General features: G+C 69.3%; 14 protein-coding genes, 5 pseudogenes and 2 CRISPR repeat arrays (1 of these 21 only partly in view). Of the genes and pseudogenes, 9 read left to right on the top strand and 10 right to left on the bottom strand.

Annotated features, from left to right (window positions below; all coding sequences use genetic code 11):
* Positions 1–100 precede the first annotated feature (100 nt).
* The 5 genes and pseudogenes from ACGFQC_RS24690 to ACGFQC_RS24670 all read right to left on the bottom strand — a co-directional run.
* Positions 101–277 (bottom strand): hypothetical protein, encoded by a 177-nt coding sequence (locus ACGFQC_RS24690; RefSeq protein WP_363091751.1) that lies wholly within the window; start codon positions 275–277, stop codon positions 101–103.
* Between the two features lie 80 nt (positions 278–357).
* Positions 358–516: a hypothetical protein gene (locus tag ACGFQC_RS24685; protein WP_363091752.1), complete on the bottom strand. Its 159-nt coding sequence runs from the start codon at positions 514–516 to the stop codon at positions 358–360.
* A gap of 8 nt (positions 517–524) precedes the next feature.
* Positions 525–704, bottom strand: coding sequence for a hypothetical protein (locus tag ACGFQC_RS24680; protein ID WP_363091753.1), 180 nt, complete (start codon positions 702–704; stop codon positions 525–527).
* 98 nt (positions 705–802) lie between these two features.
* Positions 803–4,084, bottom strand: coding sequence for an RHS repeat-associated core domain-containing protein (locus ACGFQC_RS24675; RefSeq protein WP_363091754.1), 3,282 nt, complete (start codon positions 4,082–4,084; stop codon positions 803–805).
* 339 nt (positions 4,085–4,423) lie between these two features.
* A pseudogene (locus ACGFQC_RS24670) lies at positions 4,424–4,965 on the bottom strand (transposase family protein); the annotation flags it as partial.
* 193 nt (positions 4,966–5,158) lie between these two features.
* On the opposite strand from ACGFQC_RS24670, the gene ACGFQC_RS24665 reads away from it, so the two are divergent.
* Positions 5,159–5,512 (top strand): hypothetical protein, encoded by a 354-nt coding sequence (locus ACGFQC_RS24665; protein ID WP_363091756.1) that lies wholly within the window; start codon positions 5,159–5,161, stop codon positions 5,510–5,512.
* A gap of 134 nt (positions 5,513–5,646) precedes the next feature.
* Here ACGFQC_RS24665 and ACGFQC_RS24660 read toward each other — a convergent pair whose 3' ends face one another.
* Positions 5,647–6,141: a lamin tail domain-containing protein gene (locus ACGFQC_RS24660; RefSeq protein WP_363091757.1), complete on the bottom strand. Its 495-nt coding sequence runs from the start codon at positions 6,139–6,141 to the stop codon at positions 5,647–5,649.
* Positions 6,142–6,327: 186 nt separating this feature from the next.
* Between ACGFQC_RS24660 and ACGFQC_RS24655 the strand changes: the two genes are divergently transcribed.
* Positions 6,328–6,534, top strand: coding sequence for a DUF6417 family protein (locus ACGFQC_RS24655; protein ID WP_363091758.1), 207 nt, complete (start codon positions 6,328–6,330; stop codon positions 6,532–6,534).
* Between the two features lie 434 nt (positions 6,535–6,968).
* Positions 6,969–7,445, top strand: coding sequence for a lamin tail domain-containing protein (locus ACGFQC_RS24650; protein ID WP_363091759.1), 477 nt, complete (start codon positions 6,969–6,971; stop codon positions 7,443–7,445).
* 224 nt (positions 7,446–7,669) lie between these two features.
* Here the strand turns inward: ACGFQC_RS24650 and ACGFQC_RS24645 are convergent.
* Positions 7,670–8,158 (bottom strand): annotated as a pseudogene (locus ACGFQC_RS24645) (SMI1/KNR4 family protein); the annotation flags it as partial.
* On the opposite strand from ACGFQC_RS24645, the pseudogene ACGFQC_RS24640 reads away from it, so the two are divergent.
* Positions 8,159–8,323: pseudogene (locus ACGFQC_RS24640) on the top strand (ATP-binding protein); the annotation flags it as partial.
* A 2-nt stretch (positions 8,324–8,325) separates the two neighbouring features.
* Here ACGFQC_RS24640 and ACGFQC_RS24635 read toward each other — a convergent pair.
* Together ACGFQC_RS24635 and ACGFQC_RS24630 are read right to left on the bottom strand one after the other, a co-directional pair.
* Positions 8,326–9,153 carry a M55 family metallopeptidase gene (locus ACGFQC_RS24635; RefSeq protein WP_363091760.1) on the bottom strand — a complete coding sequence of 276 codons (828 nt, stop codon included), beginning with the start codon at positions 9,151–9,153 and terminating at the stop codon, positions 8,326–8,328.
* Positions 9,154–9,470: 317 nt separating this feature from the next.
* Positions 9,471–9,917 (bottom strand): peptidase inhibitor family I36 protein, encoded by a 447-nt coding sequence (locus tag ACGFQC_RS24630; protein ID WP_363091761.1) that lies wholly within the window; start codon positions 9,915–9,917, stop codon positions 9,471–9,473.
* Between the two features lie 234 nt (positions 9,918–10,151).
* Here ACGFQC_RS24630 and ACGFQC_RS24625 point away from each other — a divergent pair.
* The 3 genes and pseudogenes from ACGFQC_RS24625 to ACGFQC_RS24615 form a co-directional block, all read left to right on the top strand.
* Positions 10,152–10,597, top strand: a pseudogene (locus ACGFQC_RS24625) (IS6 family transposase); the annotation flags it as partial.
* A 141-nt stretch (positions 10,598–10,738) separates the two neighbouring features.
* Positions 10,739–10,927, top strand: a complete 189-nt coding sequence (locus ACGFQC_RS24620; RefSeq protein WP_393288657.1) for a response regulator transcription factor — start codon at positions 10,739–10,741, stop codon at positions 10,925–10,927.
* A 61-nt stretch (positions 10,928–10,988) separates the two neighbouring features.
* Positions 10,989–11,606: a hypothetical protein gene (locus tag ACGFQC_RS24615; RefSeq protein WP_363091762.1), complete on the top strand. Its 618-nt coding sequence runs from the start codon at positions 10,989–10,991 to the stop codon at positions 11,604–11,606.
* A 5-nt stretch (positions 11,607–11,611) separates the two neighbouring features.
* On the opposite strand, the gene ACGFQC_RS24610 is transcribed toward ACGFQC_RS24615, so the two are convergent.
* On the bottom strand, positions 11,612–11,800 hold the full coding sequence (locus ACGFQC_RS24610; RefSeq protein WP_363091763.1) for an ATP-binding protein: 189 nt from the start codon (positions 11,798–11,800) through the stop codon (positions 11,612–11,614).
* Between the two features lie 97 nt (positions 11,801–11,897).
* On the opposite strand from ACGFQC_RS24610, the pseudogene ACGFQC_RS24605 reads away from it, so the two are divergent.
* Positions 11,898–12,005 (top strand): annotated as a pseudogene (locus tag ACGFQC_RS24605) (IS6 family transposase); the annotation flags it as partial.
* Positions 12,006–12,133: 128 nt separating this feature from the next.
* Positions 12,134–12,595, top strand: coding sequence for a diadenosine tetraphosphate hydrolase (locus tag ACGFQC_RS24600; RefSeq protein ID WP_363091764.1), 462 nt, complete (start codon positions 12,134–12,136; stop codon positions 12,593–12,595).
* Positions 12,596–12,665: 70 nt separating this feature from the next.
* Positions 12,666–16,046: a CRISPR direct-repeat array (repeat unit 29 nt; unit sequence CGAAGCACCCCCGCGTCGGCGGGGAGGAC).
* A gap of 90 nt (positions 16,047–16,136) precedes the next feature.
* A CRISPR array of direct repeats spans positions 16,137–17,570; the repeat unit is 29 nt; unit sequence CGAAGCACCCCCGCGTCGGCGGGGAGGAC (it continues 4,697 nt past the right edge of the window).

Here is a 17,570-nt window from a genome sequence, read left to right as displayed (position 1 = left end):
CCTCCCCCCGGGGGGAAGCCTTCTGTCCACTGACGCGGCCAGGTCCGCCCTTCCTTCGGCGGGGGAGCGGACCTGGCCGGGGCTGCTTCTGGTGGCGGCTTCAGATCGCGCGGCGCAGCCACCAGGAGAGGAGCCCGATGGCGCCGGCGCCGGAGCTGCAGGCGGCGCCGCGCAGGGCGCTGGAGATGAGGGCGTCGCGGCGGCGGATCCAGGCATATGTCCGGCCGAAGCGGCCGGGAGCCCGCGCGGCGGGGGCGGGGCGGTCAGGCTCGTTCATGGCGGTGATGCTGAAGTCTGGTGGGGTGGTCGGGCGTGGAACTCTTCGTCCCTGCCGGGCTTTCTTCTGCCGGTGCCTGGTCAGTGGGGTGTGGCGAGTTCCTGGATGCGGTCGGGCAGCCGGTGGTCGGGCCGGCAGACCAGACCGTCCTTGTCGTGGCGGTCGGCGAGCGCTGTAGGCGGGGAAGGCGTCCACAGCGCCGACCAGGTCGCGGCTACCGCGTGTATTACGGCAGGCAAAGTCACCTTCATGACTTCATACGGCGCGTCATCGCCACAGCGAAACTGAGTGCCCCGGTGGCCGCGACGGCACCGGCCGCGAGCATCACGTAATTCCCTGAACTAAAACCCCAGATGATGGCGATCACTCCGAAGACCGCCGCCACGATGATGAAGATCGTCAATTTCGTTTCAGGTCGCGCCGGCATGGCCTTCTCCTCGTAGGTCTGTCAGGTCGTGCCCTCCGGACGGAGACCGGAAAGGTCTCCGTCCGGAGGGCGATCGCTGTTTCTCAGCGTTCAAGGCTTCATCCGTAACTCAGAATGTCCGCGTTCATCTCTGCTGCCGCTACACCGACGGCGCAGGAAGTGACGACCGACCCAACGGTTCCGGCCGGCCCGAAGAACACGGTTGCGGCCTGGGTAATACCGGTTTCGGACGCCGCACCAACTCCGGCAAGGCAACCGGCGGCATCCCCAACAACACGGCTGCCGACGTCGATGACGTCCGAGAAACTGAACAGTCCGTCAGGGTCGATGCGGTTGACGGGGTCGCCCTCGGCGTAGAGGTAGGGGTTCTTCTCCTGGCCGGAGGGGTCGGGCTGGGTGAAGCGGCCGATGTTGGCGTCGTAGTAGCGCGCCTGCAGGTGGTACAGCCCGGTGGGGTCCTGGTAGTTGCCGGCGAAGCGGTAGGGCTGGGCGACCGGTTCCGTCGACTGCGCGAGGATGCGCACGCCGCGGGGGCTGTAGGTGTAGCTGTCGACCTTGTTGCCGTCCACGTCCACCAGTCCGATTACGGAGCCGATGGCGTCGGTGAGGTAGTAGTAGGTCTTGCCCCCGGTCGTCATGGAGTTCAACGTGCCCCCGGGTTCCCGGTTGAAGCCCATGTCCACCCCGGCGGTCGACGTGGCCGAGAGGCCGAACGGGCCGTTGTGGAAGAACGTGTCACCGAGGCGGACGCGTTCGCTCTGGTCGGTGGAGCCGTACTGGCCCGCGTACGTCTTGCCGCCCACGGTGATCGACGTCAGTTGGGAGTGGTCCGTGTATGACTCCCCCGTGCGGGCGTAGTCGTCGGTGGAGGCGCCGGCGGTCTCGTTGCCGACCTTGTCGTAGGACCAGGCTCCGCTGGTGCTGGACTTGGCCGTGAGCTGCTGGGCGTCGTTGTAGGTGTAGGTGGTGCCGCGCGGGCAGCCCTGCTCGGTGCCCTGGGAGGTGAGGTTGCCGGCCAGGTCGTAGCAGTACTGCCAGGAGTCCGTGATGCTGCCGGCCTTCTCCTCCTTGGCGTAGGAGAAGCGGCCCGCCCCGTCGTAGGTGTGCGTGCGCTTCGCGCCGCGGACGTTGTCCGTGGAGGTGCGGATCTTGGAACCGTCGGTCTTGCCGTCGGCGCCGTAGCCGTAGGTGTAGGCGAGGTCGGCCAGAGTGCCCTGCGGGGAGGTCACCTTGATGGACTCTGGGCGGCTGGACTTGTCCACGTCGACCGTCTGGACCGTGCCGCCGGGGTAGGTCGTGGTCTTGCGAACGTCGTTGTTGTTGTACGTGTACGTCGTGGTGCGGCCCTGCGGGTCCTTCAGCTCGGTGAGCTTGTTGACGTCGTTCCAGGTGTAGTCGACCGTGCCGGCCGGGTCCCGGTAGTGGTCGACGTTGCCCGCCGCCGTGTAGGCGAGCAGGGTCTGGGAGCCGTCCTGGAGGTGGCGGACCGTTTCGCGCTGCAGCGGGTCGAAGTCGTACTTGATGGTGCCGGTGCCGTCCGAGCGCTGGACGAGGTTGCCGTCGCCGTCGTACCAGTACTCGACCTTCACCGTGTCCGGTGAGGTGACGGTGCGGATGCGGTCGAGGTTGTCGTACGTGTACGTCTTGGTGACGCCGCGGGCGTCGGTGACGGTCCTGGTGCGGCCCAGGGCGTCGTAGGTGTAGGTGGTCCTGCCCAGCGGTGACGGTGCCTGGGCCCATTCGAGGTTGCCCTTGGCGTCGTAGTGGAAGTCCGTCCGTACCGTCTTGTCGGACGTCATCTTCGTCTTCTGCGCGCAGCGCTGGCCTTCGAAGCCGCCGCAAGCGGGGGTGGCCGGGTTGTAGTCGTAGGAGACGGTGCCGCCGCCGGTGCCGGTCTGGGCGACCGACTTGGTGTTGCCGGCCGTGTCGTAGGTGAAGGCGGTCTTCTCGCCGTCGGGGTTGGTGGAGTCCTGGGGCACGTCCCCACCGGCGACAATCTGCCAGTGGTTGACCGTCGCGCCCCCCGTGGGCAGGGTGACGGTCTTGAGGTTGTTGCGGTCGTCGAAGCCGTACTCGGTGACGTTGCCCGGGGTGGTGCCCGAGCCCATCGCGTCAGTGGCGCTGTCGATGTTGTGGTTGGCGTCGAACTTGGTGGAGCGCTTGTGCTTCAGCGCGTCCTCCACCTCGGTGACCTGACCGTCGCCGTCGTGCGTGTACTTGGTGGCGTGCAGCTCGGGGTCGGTGGCGGTGGTGGTGCCGGCGGCCGTCGGGGAGGCTGCACTGTAGGCGTAGGTCCAGGTCGGGCCGGTGTGGCCGCCGCTGTCGAAGCCGGTGCCGCGCAGCATGGAGGTGACGCGATTGGCGTCGTCGTAGGTGAAGACCGTCACTCGGCCCTCGGCGGTGGTGATCTTGTCGATGCGGCCGGAGGTGTCGTGGCGGAAGGTGACCGTCTTGCCCTCAGTGTCGGTGGTGGTGGCCAGGTTGCCGTCCGCGTCGAGGTTGAACACCGAGGTGCGGCCGGTGTGGTCCTTGGCCTGCCACTGGGAGGCGTACGTCTTGACCAGGTCGATCCAGCGGCCCGAGCGGGTCTCGGTCAGCTTGAAGCCCTTGTGCTCGCCGCCCTCGTCGTGCTGGGTGACGGTGATCGTGCCCTTGTTGCGGTCTGTGACCTTCGTCAGGGTGCCGTACTGGTCGTACGTCTCCTTCGACCCCGACTTCCACTTCGTCAGGGTGTAGGTGCCGTCGGAGTTCTTCTTCAGGTCCTCGGAGTAGCCCTTCGGGGTGGTGAAGGAGCCGTCGCTCTCCTTCGTGAAGCGGACCGTGCCGCCGGAGGCGTCGTAGAAGATCACCTCGGTGGAGGCGATGGACAGGTAGCGCTCGTACTGCTGCCACCAGCGCTGGGAGACCTTCCCCCACGGCGCGTCCAGCGAGTTGTAGGTCCGCGCCAGCATCAGGCGCTGCCCCACCCCGGCGACGTCGAAGTCGGTCGCCGTCAGCATCAGGTTGCCGGTCGAGTAGTCGATCCTCGCCGTCAGCGCGTTGGTGATCGCGAAGCTGGTGTAGCGGTGCCAGGGCACATCGCCCTGCCCCTCCGGGACGATACTCAGCGCCGAGGTGCCTGCCGTGACACCGGAGGACCCGGACCTCTTCGCGGGTGCATCCTTGGCATGGGCGCGTTGCTCGCGCAGCCAGGGCACGTACGCCTCGTCGGTCGGATTCAGCGACGGTTCTGATTTCACCGGCCTGTTCGGGCCGACCTTCACCGCTGGCATCGCGAAATCGGGGCTCTCCGGGCCCCAGACCGAGGTGAGCCTGGTGTCGTCAGCGGCCGCGCTGGTGGCCGGCAGGGCCGACAGGGCCAGAGCCGCCGAGACCACCATCGCTGAGGCGGCGAGAGCGGATGATCTTTTACGAGCACGCCGAAACGGCATGCCGGAGGCACGCGTGTGCATGACTTCCCCCCATAGGAAGACGGACCCCTGCAACCCCAGCGGTCACCAGGCGCACACAAACTGCCACAGGAATCACACAAAAAACTGTGCCGTTCCCACCCTTTGCCTCGCCATGCGGGCAGGAATCAGCCCCTCCCTTTCGGGTACTCGAAAGGCGCAGAAGGTTTCATAAGGCACGTAAAGTACGCGGCTGGGCCGCAACCACACGCCTCCCTCAGAATGAATGCGACTGAAAGCCTTCTCTGAGGCTGCACTGACTGAGCGTTTTCAGCGTTGCCTTTCCAAGGTGAGGACGGCTGTGGCGATGACGGTCATGCGGTTCGGGCTGATGCGGGATCTTCGAAAGATCTGCCAGGACTTCAGCTGTGCCATGCCGCGTTCGACCGGTGCCCGGGCTGCGGCTGGGGTCCGGTTGACGGTGCGCTGGGCGAGGGTGAGCTCGCCCCGGGGTGGCCGTTTGAGTCCGGTGGTGACCCAAGGGCTGGCACCCTAGTGGGGGCGGTCGGCGAGGACGGGGACACCCTGGCGTTCGCAGATCCGGATGATCCGGTGGGCGCTGGCCGCGGTGAGGTCATAAGTGTGGCCCGGCAGGGCGGGCGAGGTCCACAGCAGCTCGCCAGCCGGATCGGTGGGGACCTGGACCCTCACGCCGTGCCGGCGGTGCTTGGCCGAGTGGTCCGCCCGGCTGTCGCCGACGCGGTCGCACTCGGCGAGAGTTCCGTCCAGCAGGACGAAGTGCGGATCGTGCTCGCGCAGCGTCTTGAGCAGGCCGGGGCTCGTTCGGCGAGCAGGCCGGTCACGCTGGTGACGAGAGGGGATCCTGGCTGGCCTGCGGGCCTGGAAGAGCCGTGCCGGCATACGCAAGTGTCCCGCGGCATGCGGCAGGGCGGCCCGACGGCCCGATACCATCCCGGTAGATCCGGGCAGAGGCGAAGGCGGCGTGTGAAGAGTTTTCGGCTCCTGGTCCGGCTCGCATGCGTCGCGGTGTCCGCGGTCGCGCCCTTGGCGGCTTTCTCCTACCTCTTCTTGACCGTGGCCGAGGCGCAGGCCGGAGGGAGCCCGCAGAGCGGGGCCCGGTGGGCGGGCGCACTCCAGGGCGCCGTTCCCGCAGCAGCCGTCGAGCTGGGCATCACCGTGGTCGTGCTGCTGTGGGCCAGGGCGATGAGCACCGATCCGGCCTCGGGGACCGCTCGCGCCGTCGCCATCGCCGTGGCCTCCGTGTGCGCCAGCCTTCCCGCCGCGTTCTTCGTGGGCCTAGCAGCGTGGCCGCTGGTCTGGCTGAGCAGCCTTGTGCCTGCCGCTCTGGCCGCGCCCGTCTTCCTACGGTCCGCGGCCGCGACCCCACCGCCCGCCTGAGCTCGGCGCTCGTCCTCCCCGGCTTAGATGGCCTGTTCGGCCACATGCCAAGCCCAGGGGCCGGGATGAAAACCGTGTGCCCTCCTCCCGGCTGTCCCGGGGGAGGGCACACGTGTTCGCCGGAAGGCGAGCTGTCAGCCGTGGTAGTTGATGTAGCCGTTGCCGTCGGCGTCGTTGGCGCGCTTGGTGTAGGAGTGGACGTCGGCGCGCGCGCCGGTGGGCTTGATCAGGTAGATGGTGTCCTTGTCGTTGTTCCAGATGAAGTTGCAGTTCTGGCGGTAGACGACATTGGAGGCATCGGAGTCGGTACCGCGGCCGCCGCGGAGCTTGACGTAGTCGCCGGGCTCGAGGGTGTGGTTGGCGGGGAAGGTGAACCTGTTGCCGGCGGCGTCCTTGACGACGTAGCCCTTGAGGTTGACCTTCGCGGTGCGCGAGTAGTTCTTGATCGTCAGGTACTCGTCCTTGGTGTTCCCGCCCGTACAGCGGTTCGAGTCCGAGCCGGGGGCGTCGTACTGGACGCCCTTGACCTTGAGCGCGGACGAGTACTCGGTGGCCTGGGCCGGCCCGGCGGTGACGGCGGCGAGCGAGACGGCCGCGGCGACGGCGGCCAGCGCGTGACGGATGCGCATGAGGATTCCCCCCTCAGTGGTGCGAATGGAGCGCTCGGAGCATACCGAATGCGATCACCACGTGCGTGCAGCGTGCAGGAAACGTGAAGACGCACGATCCGAGAGGCCTCCTCTCTCCTCCCTCCGCCGGGCCGGAGGCGTACGGCCGCGCGTGACCGGCGTACGGCCGGTGGCGTTGGCCCGGGCATGGATGACTACGCACACCTCGATCTGGACGAGATCGACTTCGCCTCCGTGGACCACGCCGCCGAGCGGCTGGCGCTCCTGACTCTGGCCGAGGCGCACGAGCTGCTCGACCTGCTGCTGGCCGTCGCCCAGGCCGGCGGGCCGCTCTCGCCGCGGGCGAAGCGGTTCGCGCGGGAGATCGCCGCCCGCATCCCCTCGAAGAACTGACACCGCCGCCGCCAGCAGCGGCACCAACGGCAGGGATGGCGGTGGTGCTGGTGAAGGTCGTGTGGCGGCGGCGCGGGATGTCCGGGGGCGTCAATGCGGCGAGGCTGTTACTCACTTTCGGGTGACGGTCCGCAGCCGGGTGGGGTGGCGGGCTGTGGCGATCCGACGGCACGATCCCGCTCCCGCAACGGCGGACCGCTTACCGGGGTGTCAACGTCGCGCATTCGGCACGTAAATGAACGTTGCATCCAACAGTCACGGAAATATGGGCAAGAGGTAACGCAGTCCGCATTTCCCTCCCACCTTCTGCACGTGGTGGACAGAGTGTGGTCAGCGGCCGCACCGGCCGCCCCGCACACCGCACCGCATTCCCGGGACGGCGGCCAGGAAGCCCGCCGTCACCGGGAGGGTGCCCGCACCTGCAGGGGGATCCCATGTCCGCCACCTCTTCCCTCACCACCCGCCGCATGCTCGCCACCGTCCTCGCGGCCGGCACCGTCATCGGGGCAGCCGCACTGCCGGCCTCGGCCGCCGACCACGACCGCAGCGCCCGCCCGAAGGTGGAGATCTCCGCCGTCCAGTACGACTCCCCTGGACGCGACGACCGCTCCAACCGCTCGCTGAACCGCGAGTGGGTGGAGCTGACCAACACCACCCGCCACAGCGTCAACCTCGACGGCTGGACCCTCGCCGACGCCTCCGGCCACACCTACACCTTCGACCACTACCGCCTGGCCGGCCGCGCCACCGTCCGCATCCACACCGGCCTCGGCCGCGACACCCGCACCGACCTCTACCAGGACCGCCGCAACTACGTGTGGAACAACGACCGCGACACCGCCACCCTGCGCAACGACCGCGACCGCCTCATCGACCGCGAATCCTGGGGCTACCGCGGCGGCCGCCACTGACCACCCCACCACCACGCATCGGTGACGGCTGACCGCCCCACCCGCACGCACACATGACACACCGGCGCGCCCGGCCACCTCCACGGCCGGGCGCGCCGACGCACATGCTCGCGCGAAGACTCCCGATGTGCGCATCGCCTGTACTGCGGCCGCCGTCATCGGCTGGCTGGCTTTGTTCACTTCCAGGGGTTCTGGCTCTCGTTCCGTGCCGCTGTTACGGAGAGTCAGATTTTCGGAGCCATGCGATGGCGGTCGGGGTGGGCGCGAAGCCGAGGTGAGGTGAGTTCCAGGGCCCGGTTGTCGCGGCCGGCGCTCATCTGGTCGAGCCAGCGTTCGTACCAGTCGAGGAAGTCGGTGGCGGAGGAGACGTTAGGGCCCCAGAACCCGTCGCTGTTCCCGGTGAGGACGCGGCCGGTGAGGGGACCGGTCACCGCGATGACGCAGACGTCGGTGCAGCCCATTTCGATGACGTGGAGGAAGAGGTCGCGTTCGTGTGCCCCCGGTCCTGCGTCGTCGAAGCCGCGGGGCGCCCCTGGTTCCCCGCGCGGACTCATGACCAGCAGGGAACACCGCTCCAGCGGCAGGAGACCGTAGAACGGCGCCGCGCCTGAGCCACCGATGCGGGTGAGGAACTGCCGATAGGCGTCGGGCAGGACGATGTCTTGCTCGGCCTCGAACGCAGCGACGCGTGCCTCGGCCAGCCTGGGACCGAGAACGAGTCCTTCGGCGGCTGGACCAAGACCTTCACCGACCCCCGCCTCTGCGCAGCCATCGTCGACCGCCTCACCTTCAACGGCACTATCATCGAAACCGGCACCGACTCCTACCGCCTCGCCAGCACCCGAGCACGCGCCGAAGAGCCGTCCAAAGCCGGCTGAACCTAGCCAGGTTTGATGGTGGCGAGTTGCGCAAGTAGCAGGACCAGCCGATAGGCGTCGGCAAAGTCGGCGGCGGTGAAGGTGATTGTCCGGCCACCTGCACCGCGTGAGACCCCCGGCGCGAGGGTCGCCAGGTCAACCATGAACGGCGCGGAAAGGTCGACCTCGACATCGAGCGGTCCGGCAAGGGACAGCGGTGAAACCTGGGCGCGCCGCGTGATGGCCTCGGCGGCCGCATGGCGCAACCGCTCCCGAGCTTCCTCGGGGTGCAAGGCGACGGCAGCACCCTGACCGAGGGCTTGCTTGACGGCGACGGTGACGGCGGAAGGGAGCAGATCTTGCAGTTCGGCGCAGGCGCTGTCGTCGCCACTGAGCAGTACGACCGGTACGTCCAGATGTCCGGCCATGGCGGCGTTGAGGCCGATCTCGCCCATAGAACGTCCCGCCACGCGCACGTCGAGGATGCCGTCGTTCATGGTGTGTGCCAGAACGGCCGGTCCGCCGCCGGCGCGGGCGTGGTAGCCGACGAGCAGGACCGCGTCGGTCTGTTCGTCGAGTCCGCCGAGCATGCCCAGGGGCCGCGGCTTGCCACGGACCAGGTGCGCCCGGCGGTCCAGTTCCTCGGGCAGCAGGTTGCGGAAAGGGCCGTGCGCATCGGCGACCCTCACCTCGGCCGTGGGTTCGGCGTCCAGGACACCAGCGATCACGGCGTTCGCCTCAGCCGTCATTAACGCCCGGCCGCGCGCGTAGTCGTAGCCATCCGGGTTCGTCTCGGTGGGATGCACGATCCCCGAGATGCCCTCCATGTCAACAGAGATCAATATCTTCATAACTTAGGGAGCCTACGGGCTCTGCCCACCAGGCTGACACTGCACGACAGAACCCCTCCCTGACCGTGTCGGCCAGGCCATCCCCAGGCAGTGACGCTATTTCTCGTGAACATCCAGAACCTTGTCGATCACCAGATGCCGCCGCAATCAGTGAACAAACGCTGCTGCTGAACGCGAACGAAGCCACGTGAGCTCTGCCCCGACTCGGGTGGCGCCCTCCGCTCTACCGGTGGACCTCCGCGCGCCGCCGGACTCGCGCCCCACCTGGACGGCCGGGACGCAGGCGGCATACCGGCCCGTCTCTCTTCGGGCGGCCGTCAGGCGCCGCAGGGGGTGTCGTTGTTGCGCAGACTGTGAGTGGTGTCGTTGAGCTGGTAGGAGCGCAAGTCGCTGATGGAGCCGCCCTCACGGCCGACGCAGACGTGCCGGCCGAAGTAGTTGTCCTTCTGGTAGACCCGCGCGGTGCGGCTGCTGTTGTTGATGACGGAGCTGCCTCTGCCGCGGATGTAGTCCGGCAGATGCCGCACGGACCCGTCGACGGCGCGTTTGACGTAGGGCTGTCCGTTGAAGTTGATGTCGGGGTAGATGCACACGAACCCGCGCGGGCACGCGATCTGGTCCCGGACCGCAGCGGGCGCGCCCGCGGGGGGCGCGGCGTGGGCGGGTGCGAGGCCGATCAGTGAGGCGGCCAGGACGGTCGTGACGGCAGCGGTGATCGGCGCGGTCACGACCGTCCGGGGCCGTCGTAGAGGCAGGAGTCTCATGACATCTTCCTGTCCTGGTGGGACGGTTCGCCATTCCGGTTCCTGCCGGCGTTCATTCGGATGAGCGAGTGGGCGGCCGCCCGAGGACGGCGAGGAGCCGGCCGGCGCCGGCGGATGTCCAGCTGGCGGGCAGCGCCTCCAGCAAGCACCACCCAGCACACCCGCACGGAAGATGGACGCAATGCGTTCGTTCCGGATGCGACAACAGCGTCCGTGAGGCCGTCCTGATGGTCCATGCAGAGCTCCTCGCGGTCCGTGTCGCTGTCGTACAAGGGGCACCGGTACCCGGTCGAAAGCATTTCCCGCTGCGTGTGGCTGTACCACCGCTTCCCGCTGTCGTTCCGCGAGGTCGAGGAGCTCATGCTCGAGCGCGGGATCGTCGTCTCCTACGAGACGGTGCGCCGCTGGTGCGCCAAGTTCGGCCAGCAGTACGCGAGCACGCTGCGCCGCCAGCGGCCCCGGCCCGGTGACACATGGCACCTGGACGAGGTCTTCATCAAGATCAACGGGGAACAGAAGTACCTGTGGCGGGCCGTCGACCAGGACGGCAACGTCCTGGAAATCCTCGTGCAGAATTGCAGGGACAAGGCTGCAGCCAGACGCTTCCTGCACCGCCTGATGACCAGACCCGCACGGTGCCCAGGGGGATCGCCGACAAGCTCCGCTCCTACGACGCCGCCTCCCCACCGGCAGCCCTCTCCAGCACCATCAACCAGAAGAGCATCCCACCCGGTCAACCAACGTGACAGTGCCCGACGGGCCACTCTGTGGCGGGTGGGTCGAGCGGCGGTCCCCCTCGTCCCGCCGGCCGCATGGGCGGGATGCTCGACCAGTTGACACCGCAGTCACGGGCCATCGCACGCGGCCTCAAGAACACGGAGGCGGCGGCGTCGCTGTTCGTGTCCCGGAAGACGGTGGAAACTCATCTCATCCGGATCTACCGGAAGTTGCACGTCCGGTCACGGACGGACCTGACGCGGTTGCTCACGGCGGCGGACTTGGTGGATTGAGCCTGGTGGATTGAGTACGGGTACTCATGAGGGCGTCTCCGGCGACCGGCATGGTTCAGACATGAGACCGAATTTCCTTGCGAAGCACTTCCTTCCGAAGCCCTTGCTGTTGGCCGCGCTCGGGGGCGCCGTCGTCCTGGGCGGCCTCGGCGCGCAGAGCGCCATGGCCGCTCAGACCTCCACGGTCGGCGTCGCCGCGGCAAGCGACGACGCGGAGGCACGGTTCTTTGAGATGCAGGAGCTTTTCTGGCAGTTCTGTGCCCCGGACGTCGAGGACAGCGGTGAGTTGGCGGCGCCTTCCGCCACCGAGACCACGTCGGTCGATCCGGTGCCGGCAGACCCCTACGATCCGGTGCCGCTGGACGCCACCGAGCAGTGCGTCGCCGACCGGAACGCACTGCGCATCAGCAAGGCGTTCTCGGGCATGGACACGACCACCTACGAGGCGGTGCAGGAGAAGCTGACGAGCCTGCGCTACCCAGCGGCGCGGATCCACCGCATGCCGGACCAGGGGGGCGCGCCCCGGGCAAGGCTCGACCTGCGCTTGGGGGACGACCACGCTGCTCTGGAGGTGACCGGCACCTACCTCGGAGTGATGGTCGAGACGTTCGGCGCCTCCAAGGGCGTGGGCGTGACCGAGGTGCTGCTGAAGCCGCAGCTGGACGAGCCCACGTCCTGACGTCCTCACGGGCCGGTACTCAGCTCCGCCCACACGGTCTTGCCCAGGTCGCGGTCCTCGACGCCCCACTTGTCGGCGAGGGCCTCGACGATCAACAGCCCTCGCCCGGACCCGGCCTCGGGCTCCGACCGCCGCGATTTCGGCCGCCGCTTCTCGCACGCGTCGGCCACCTCGATACGTACGGTGCCGACCACTCACACCACTCTCAGCAAGAAGCTGCGTGGCGTTGTCACGTTGGCTGACCGGCCTGAGATGATCTTGGAGTTGGTTGTGCCGGGGAGGGGTTCGCTCGTGTCGTCCGCGTCGCCGTCGTACAAGGGGCACCGGTACCCGGTCGAGGTGATCGCGCACTGCGTGTGGCTGTACTTCCGTTTCCCGCTCAGCTTCCGCGAGGTTGATGGGGATCTTTGAAAACGGCCGGGGCCGCTCCTCGCCCCACTTGCTTGGTCTTTGAACTGTGTGAGGAGGATGGGGATCGAAGAGCGGTCCTTGACCACCACAATGTAGGTTTTGGCCATGACTGGCGGATGGACCGGATCGGGGCTGCGCTGAGGGGCGAGAACCCGACCGTGCTGCGACGCTTGACGTCGGGGTTCGCGGTGATCGGGGATGTTCAGTTCCTGCCGGGCTACTCGGTTCTGCTGGTGGACGAACCGGATGTGCAGCGGCTGTCGGACCTGCCGAGGGCGAAGCGGCTGTCGTTCCTGTCTGACATGGATCAGCTCGGTGAAGCGGTCGAGCGTGCCTGTCGGCGGCTAGACCCGGCTTTCCGCCGGGTCAATCTGGAGATCCTGGGGAACACGGATCCGTTCTTGCATGCGCATGTCTGGCCGCGGTTCGAGTGGGAGCCGGCCGATGTGGTGGGCAAGCCTGTGTGGCTCTATCCGCGTGAACGGTGGGGTGACGAGCAGTTCAGGCTCGGTCCGCGGCACGACGCGCTGCGGGATGCGATCAGCAGTGAACTGGACCAACTGCGCTCGGTGACCTGAGTGTTGCGGGCCCGCCGACCGTCAGGTCGGCGGGCCCGGAGATCGGTGACGGTCAAAGGACTACAAGCAACGAAGCACCCCCGCGTCGGCGGGGAGGACACCTACACCCCCGAAGACGGCGACGAGCAGGTCGAAGCACCCCCGCGTCGGCGGGGAGGACGACGTGTCCGTCCCAGTACAGGCTGCTCAGGTCGAAGCACCCCCGCGTCGGCGGGGAGGACCAATTCGGGCCGCAGAAGACCTGCGCGGCCCGCGAAGCACCCCCGCGTCGGCGGGGAGGACAGCTCGTACGCGGGGGACTTCCCGTCCTGCGTCGAAGCACCCCCGCGTCGGCGGGGAGGACGCCCTCAGGGACCGGGACAACTGGCGGGAGGCCGAAGCACCCCCGCGTCGGCGGGGAGGACATCGGGATCCGCATCACCCGGATCACCGAGAGCGAAGCACCCCCGCGTCGGCGGGGAGGACGGTTTCCAGCACGGCGCCGACAAGGGTGGCGACGAAGCACCCCTGCGTCGGCGGGGAGGACTTCCCACGAATGTCCGGGGTCTCCGGAGTTTCGGAAGCACCCCCGCGTCGGCGGGGAGGACCGAGTCTCCACACGGACGGTCACCCGCTGGGCCGAAGCACCCCTGCGTCGGCGGGGAGGACGCGTCGAGGTCCGCGCGCAGGGCCGCGAGCGCCGAAGCACCCCCGCGTCGGCGGGGAGGAATCGTCGTCGACGGGCCCGCCCGCGTTGTGGAGCGAAGCACCCCCGCGTCGGCAGGGAGGACTTCCAGCGCAGCGCGTAGCGCTTGCCCGTCGACGAAGCACCCCCGCGTCGGCGGGGAGGACGGTTTCCAGCACGGCGCCGACAAGGGCGGCGACGAAGCACCCCCGCGTCGGCGGGGAGGACCCGAATAACGCGATCGACGACCTCGAGTACCGCGAAGCACCCCCGCGTCGGCGGGGAGGACTACGCGCCGAGGATGCGCCCGGAGGGGTTGAGCGAAGCACCCCCGCGTCGGCGGGGAGGACACGACCACTCAGCGGACGCCTTGCGCTACGCACGAAGCACCCCCGCGTCGGCGGGGAGGACCGCCCGTCCGCACCAGCGACCCGCTGGCCGACGAAGCACCCCTGCGTCGGCGGGGAGGACTCGAGGAATATGTTGAGCTGACCCTCGTAGTTCGGAACACCCTCGCGTCGGCGAGGAGAACACCGGGCTCGTACCGTACGCCGGGCTTCCAGCTCGAAGCACCCCGCGTCGGCGGGGAAGACCCATCCCCCGGAGGGACGCGAGGCACCGCCGACGAAGCACCCCCGCGTCGGCGGGGGGAACATATATGGCCTCTGGCACGACACCCCCTCCGGCGGAACACCCCCGCTTCGGCGGGGAGGACGCGGCGCCGTTCAGCGTGGAGACCACGACCTCCGAAGCACCCCCGCGTCGGCGGGGAGGACCGAGACGAAGCCCGTGCCAACGGCGACGAGCGCGAAGCACCCCCGCGTCGGCGGGGAGGACCCGTTCAGCCACCGACCGCCCGCCCGAATGGCCGAAGCACCCCCGCGTCGGCGGGGAGGAGGTCGTCCACTACGACCCCGAAACAGAGGACGGCGAAGCACCCCGCGTCGGTGGGGAGGACAGGTATCCGGCGACGGCGGCCAGGACGACCGACGAAGCACTCCCGCGTTGGCGGGGAGGACCTGAGCACGACCGGGTTCTGCCGGCCGCGCACCGAAGCATTCCCGCGTCGGTCGGGAGGACGACGGCGGCCATGGTCCGGGCGCCCGCCGGCACGAACCACCCTCGCGTCGGCGGGGAGGACGCGCCCATGACGTCGAGCAGCAGCGCGTCCCGCGGAGCACCCCCGCGTCGGCGGGGAGGACCACGACATCAGCCTGCGGGGCCGATCCGCCGGCGAAGCACCCCCGCGTCGGCGGGAGGACGCCTGAGCCTCAAGCTCCATCCGTCGACGGAACGGACCACCCCCGCGTCGGCGGGGAGGACCTCGTCTTGGGCCGGGCCCCGGCCTTGACGTTCGAAGCGCCCCCGCGTCGGCGGGGAGGACGCCGGGAAGATCTCCCCCTGTCCTACCTGCGGCGAAGCACCCCCGCGTCGGCGGGGAGGACGCAGAGTTGAGCTGCAGGGTCATGCGCAGGTACGAAGCACCCCCGCGTCGGCGGGGAGGACCCGCGCCGCTCGACCTTGCCACCGTTGAAACGCGAAGCACCCCCGCGTCGGCGGGGAGGACGGAGCCGATGATCTGGAAGACCCGCATGCGGGCGAAGCACCCCCGCGTCGGCGGGGAGGACAAACTGGTTCCCTTGCACACGCCGAGGAGCTTCGAAGCACCCCCGCGTCGGCGGGGAGGACGCGGGCGTCTCGTCGACGGGGGCCGCGGGCCGCGAAGCACCCCCGCGTCGGCGGGGAGGACTCGGACGTGTGGGTCGGCCGACGCCGGATGATCGAAGCACCCCCGCGTCGGCGGGGAGGACGACGGGATCTACGTCCTGCACTGGCTGGACGATGAAGCACCCCCGCGTCGGTGAGGAGGGCTGGCGGCGTGCACGGCCGCGGCGATGCTGAAGCGAAGCATCCCCGCGTCGGCGGGGAGGACCTGGGACACGAGATGGACTCGTACGCCACGAACGAAGCACCCCCGCGTCGGCGGGGAAGACCGTGGAGCCGGGGGAATCGCCGGCCTCCGCCGCGAAGCACCCCCGCGTCGGCGGGGAGGACGACACCAAGACCGGCACGGTCCGCATGATCGGCGAAGCACCCCCGCGTCGGCGGGGAGGACGCCAGCCACACGGTCGGCTCCCGCCCGTAGACCGAAGCACCCCCGCGTCGGCGGGGAGGACGAGCCGGTGGTGACGGTGTAGATGCCGTTCGCCGAAGCACCCCCCGCGTCGGCGGGGAGGACCCGTGCTCGGTACCGATCGCGTGAACCGTGGGCGAAGCACTCCCGCGTCGGCGTGGAGGACGTCGTCCACTACGACCCCGAAACCAAGGACGGCGAAGCACCCGCGTTGGCGGGGAGGACAGGTATCCGGCGACGGCGGCCAGGACGACCGACGAAGCACTCCCGCGTTGGCGGGTAGGACACCGTGGCTGGAGACGCAGAGATCGCCGAGGACGAAGCACCCTCGCGTCGGCGGAGAGGACGCCTCCCGCGCTTCCTGCAGCAGCCCGTGCAGCGAAGCACCCCCACGTCGGCGGGGAGGACACCATGGCGTTCAGCCTCCAGAACATCCACGACGAAGCACCCCCGCGTCGGCGTGGAGGACTCGAGGAACATGTTGAGCTGACCCTCGTAGTTTGGAGTATCCCCGCGTCGGCGGGGGAGGACACCACGCCGAACACAGACTGCCCGTTGACCAGCGGAGCACCCCCGCGTTGGCGGGCAGGACGCCGCGGTGATCCGGATCTCTCCCGCGTCGAGCGGAGCACCCCCACGTTGGCGGGGAAGACAAGATCGTTCTTGCACAATTGTGCAAGTGTCTCGGAATGCCACCGTGTTCGCGAAGAGAACGAGCGGGCCTGCATCTCGCTGGCCACTCTCGGAGCACTCCCGCGTCAGCGGGGAGGACCTCCCCGAGGCGCTGGCCGCCATCGCGGAGACCGAAGCACCCCCGCGTCGGCGGGGAGGACCGCACATGTCGGCCGACGACGACCGCGCGCACCGAAGCACCCCCGCGTCGGCGGGGAGGACCGGCTTCAGGGCCATGAGGACTCAGCTCATTTCGAAGCACCCCCGCGTCGGCGGGAAGGACCAGGTCCGCCAGAAGCGGCGGGCTCCAGCCGTCGAAGCACCCCCGCGTCGGCGGGGAGGACGAAGCCGGGCCGCTCGGCCTCGCAGAGGCCGCCGAAGCACCCCCGCGTCGGCGGGGAGGACGGCAGCCACGGCGATACCGCCCATGATCGATGCGAAGCACCCCCGCGTCGGCGGGGAGGACGTCATGGCGACCGCCGAGGCGGCGGTGAAGTTCGAAGCATCCCCGCGTCGGCGGGGAGGACCGGGGCCGCTCGGGGCTGATCTCGACGACGTCCGAAGCACCCCCGCGTCGGCGGGGAGGACCTGGACCTGGCCCGCCGCGAGAGCGGCGCCGTCGAAGCACCCCCGCGTCGGCGGGGAGCACGTGATCGCAATGCCCGAAGGCCTGCGCTCCGGCGAAGCACCCCCGCGTCGGCGGGGAGGACCCTGAGAAAGGACGCTCCCGATGCTCCGTAACCGAAGCACCCCCGCGTCGGCGGGGAGGACCAGCCCTGCGAACAACACCCGCACGCCCCGACCGAAGCACCCCCGCGCCGGCGGGGAGGACCTCCTCCGGCATCGGCGTGCCGAGCACCTTGGCGAAGCACCCCCGCGTCGGCGGGGAGGACGAGATCGCCGCCGCGGCCGGCGCCGTCGTGTACGAAGCACCCCCGCGTCGGCGGGGAAGACAAAAGGAGATGCGGCAGGTCGCCAAGGGCCTCAACGAAGCACCCCCGCGTCGGCGGAGAGGACGCGATTACCGCCGGCACCGCGCTCCTCGGCGGCGAAGCACCCCCGCGTCGGCGGGGAGGACGTCCACGCGCCGGCGGGGGGACCGGGCCCCGGCGAAGCACCCCCGCGTTGGCGGGGAGGACCACGACGACTTCCGCGACGCCGTCGGAGCGCTCGAAGCACCCCCGCGTCGGCGGGGAGGACCACGACGACTTCCGCGACGCCGTCGGAGCGCTCGAAGCACCCCCGCGTCGGCGGGGAGGACTTGGACAGGTCTACGGTCACCGTGACGGACGGCGAAGCACCCCTGCGTCGGCGGGGAGGACTCGGACGTCCGCGCGCTGCCGGAGAACATGTTCGAAGCACCCCCGCGTCGGCGGGGAGGACGTGAAGCCGGCCGGAGTCGCCGCTAAGTCGGGCGAAGCACCCCCGCGTCGGCGGGGAGAACTCGAGGAACATGTTGAGCTGACCCTCGTAGTTCGGAACACCCCCGCGTCGGCGGGGAGGAC

This window comes from Streptomyces sp. NPDC048734 (assembly GCF_043198675.1).
Classification (GTDB): Bacteria; Actinomycetota; Actinomycetes; order Streptomycetales; family Streptomycetaceae; genus Streptomyces.
This window is presented reverse-complemented; position numbering and strand designations above follow the sequence as displayed.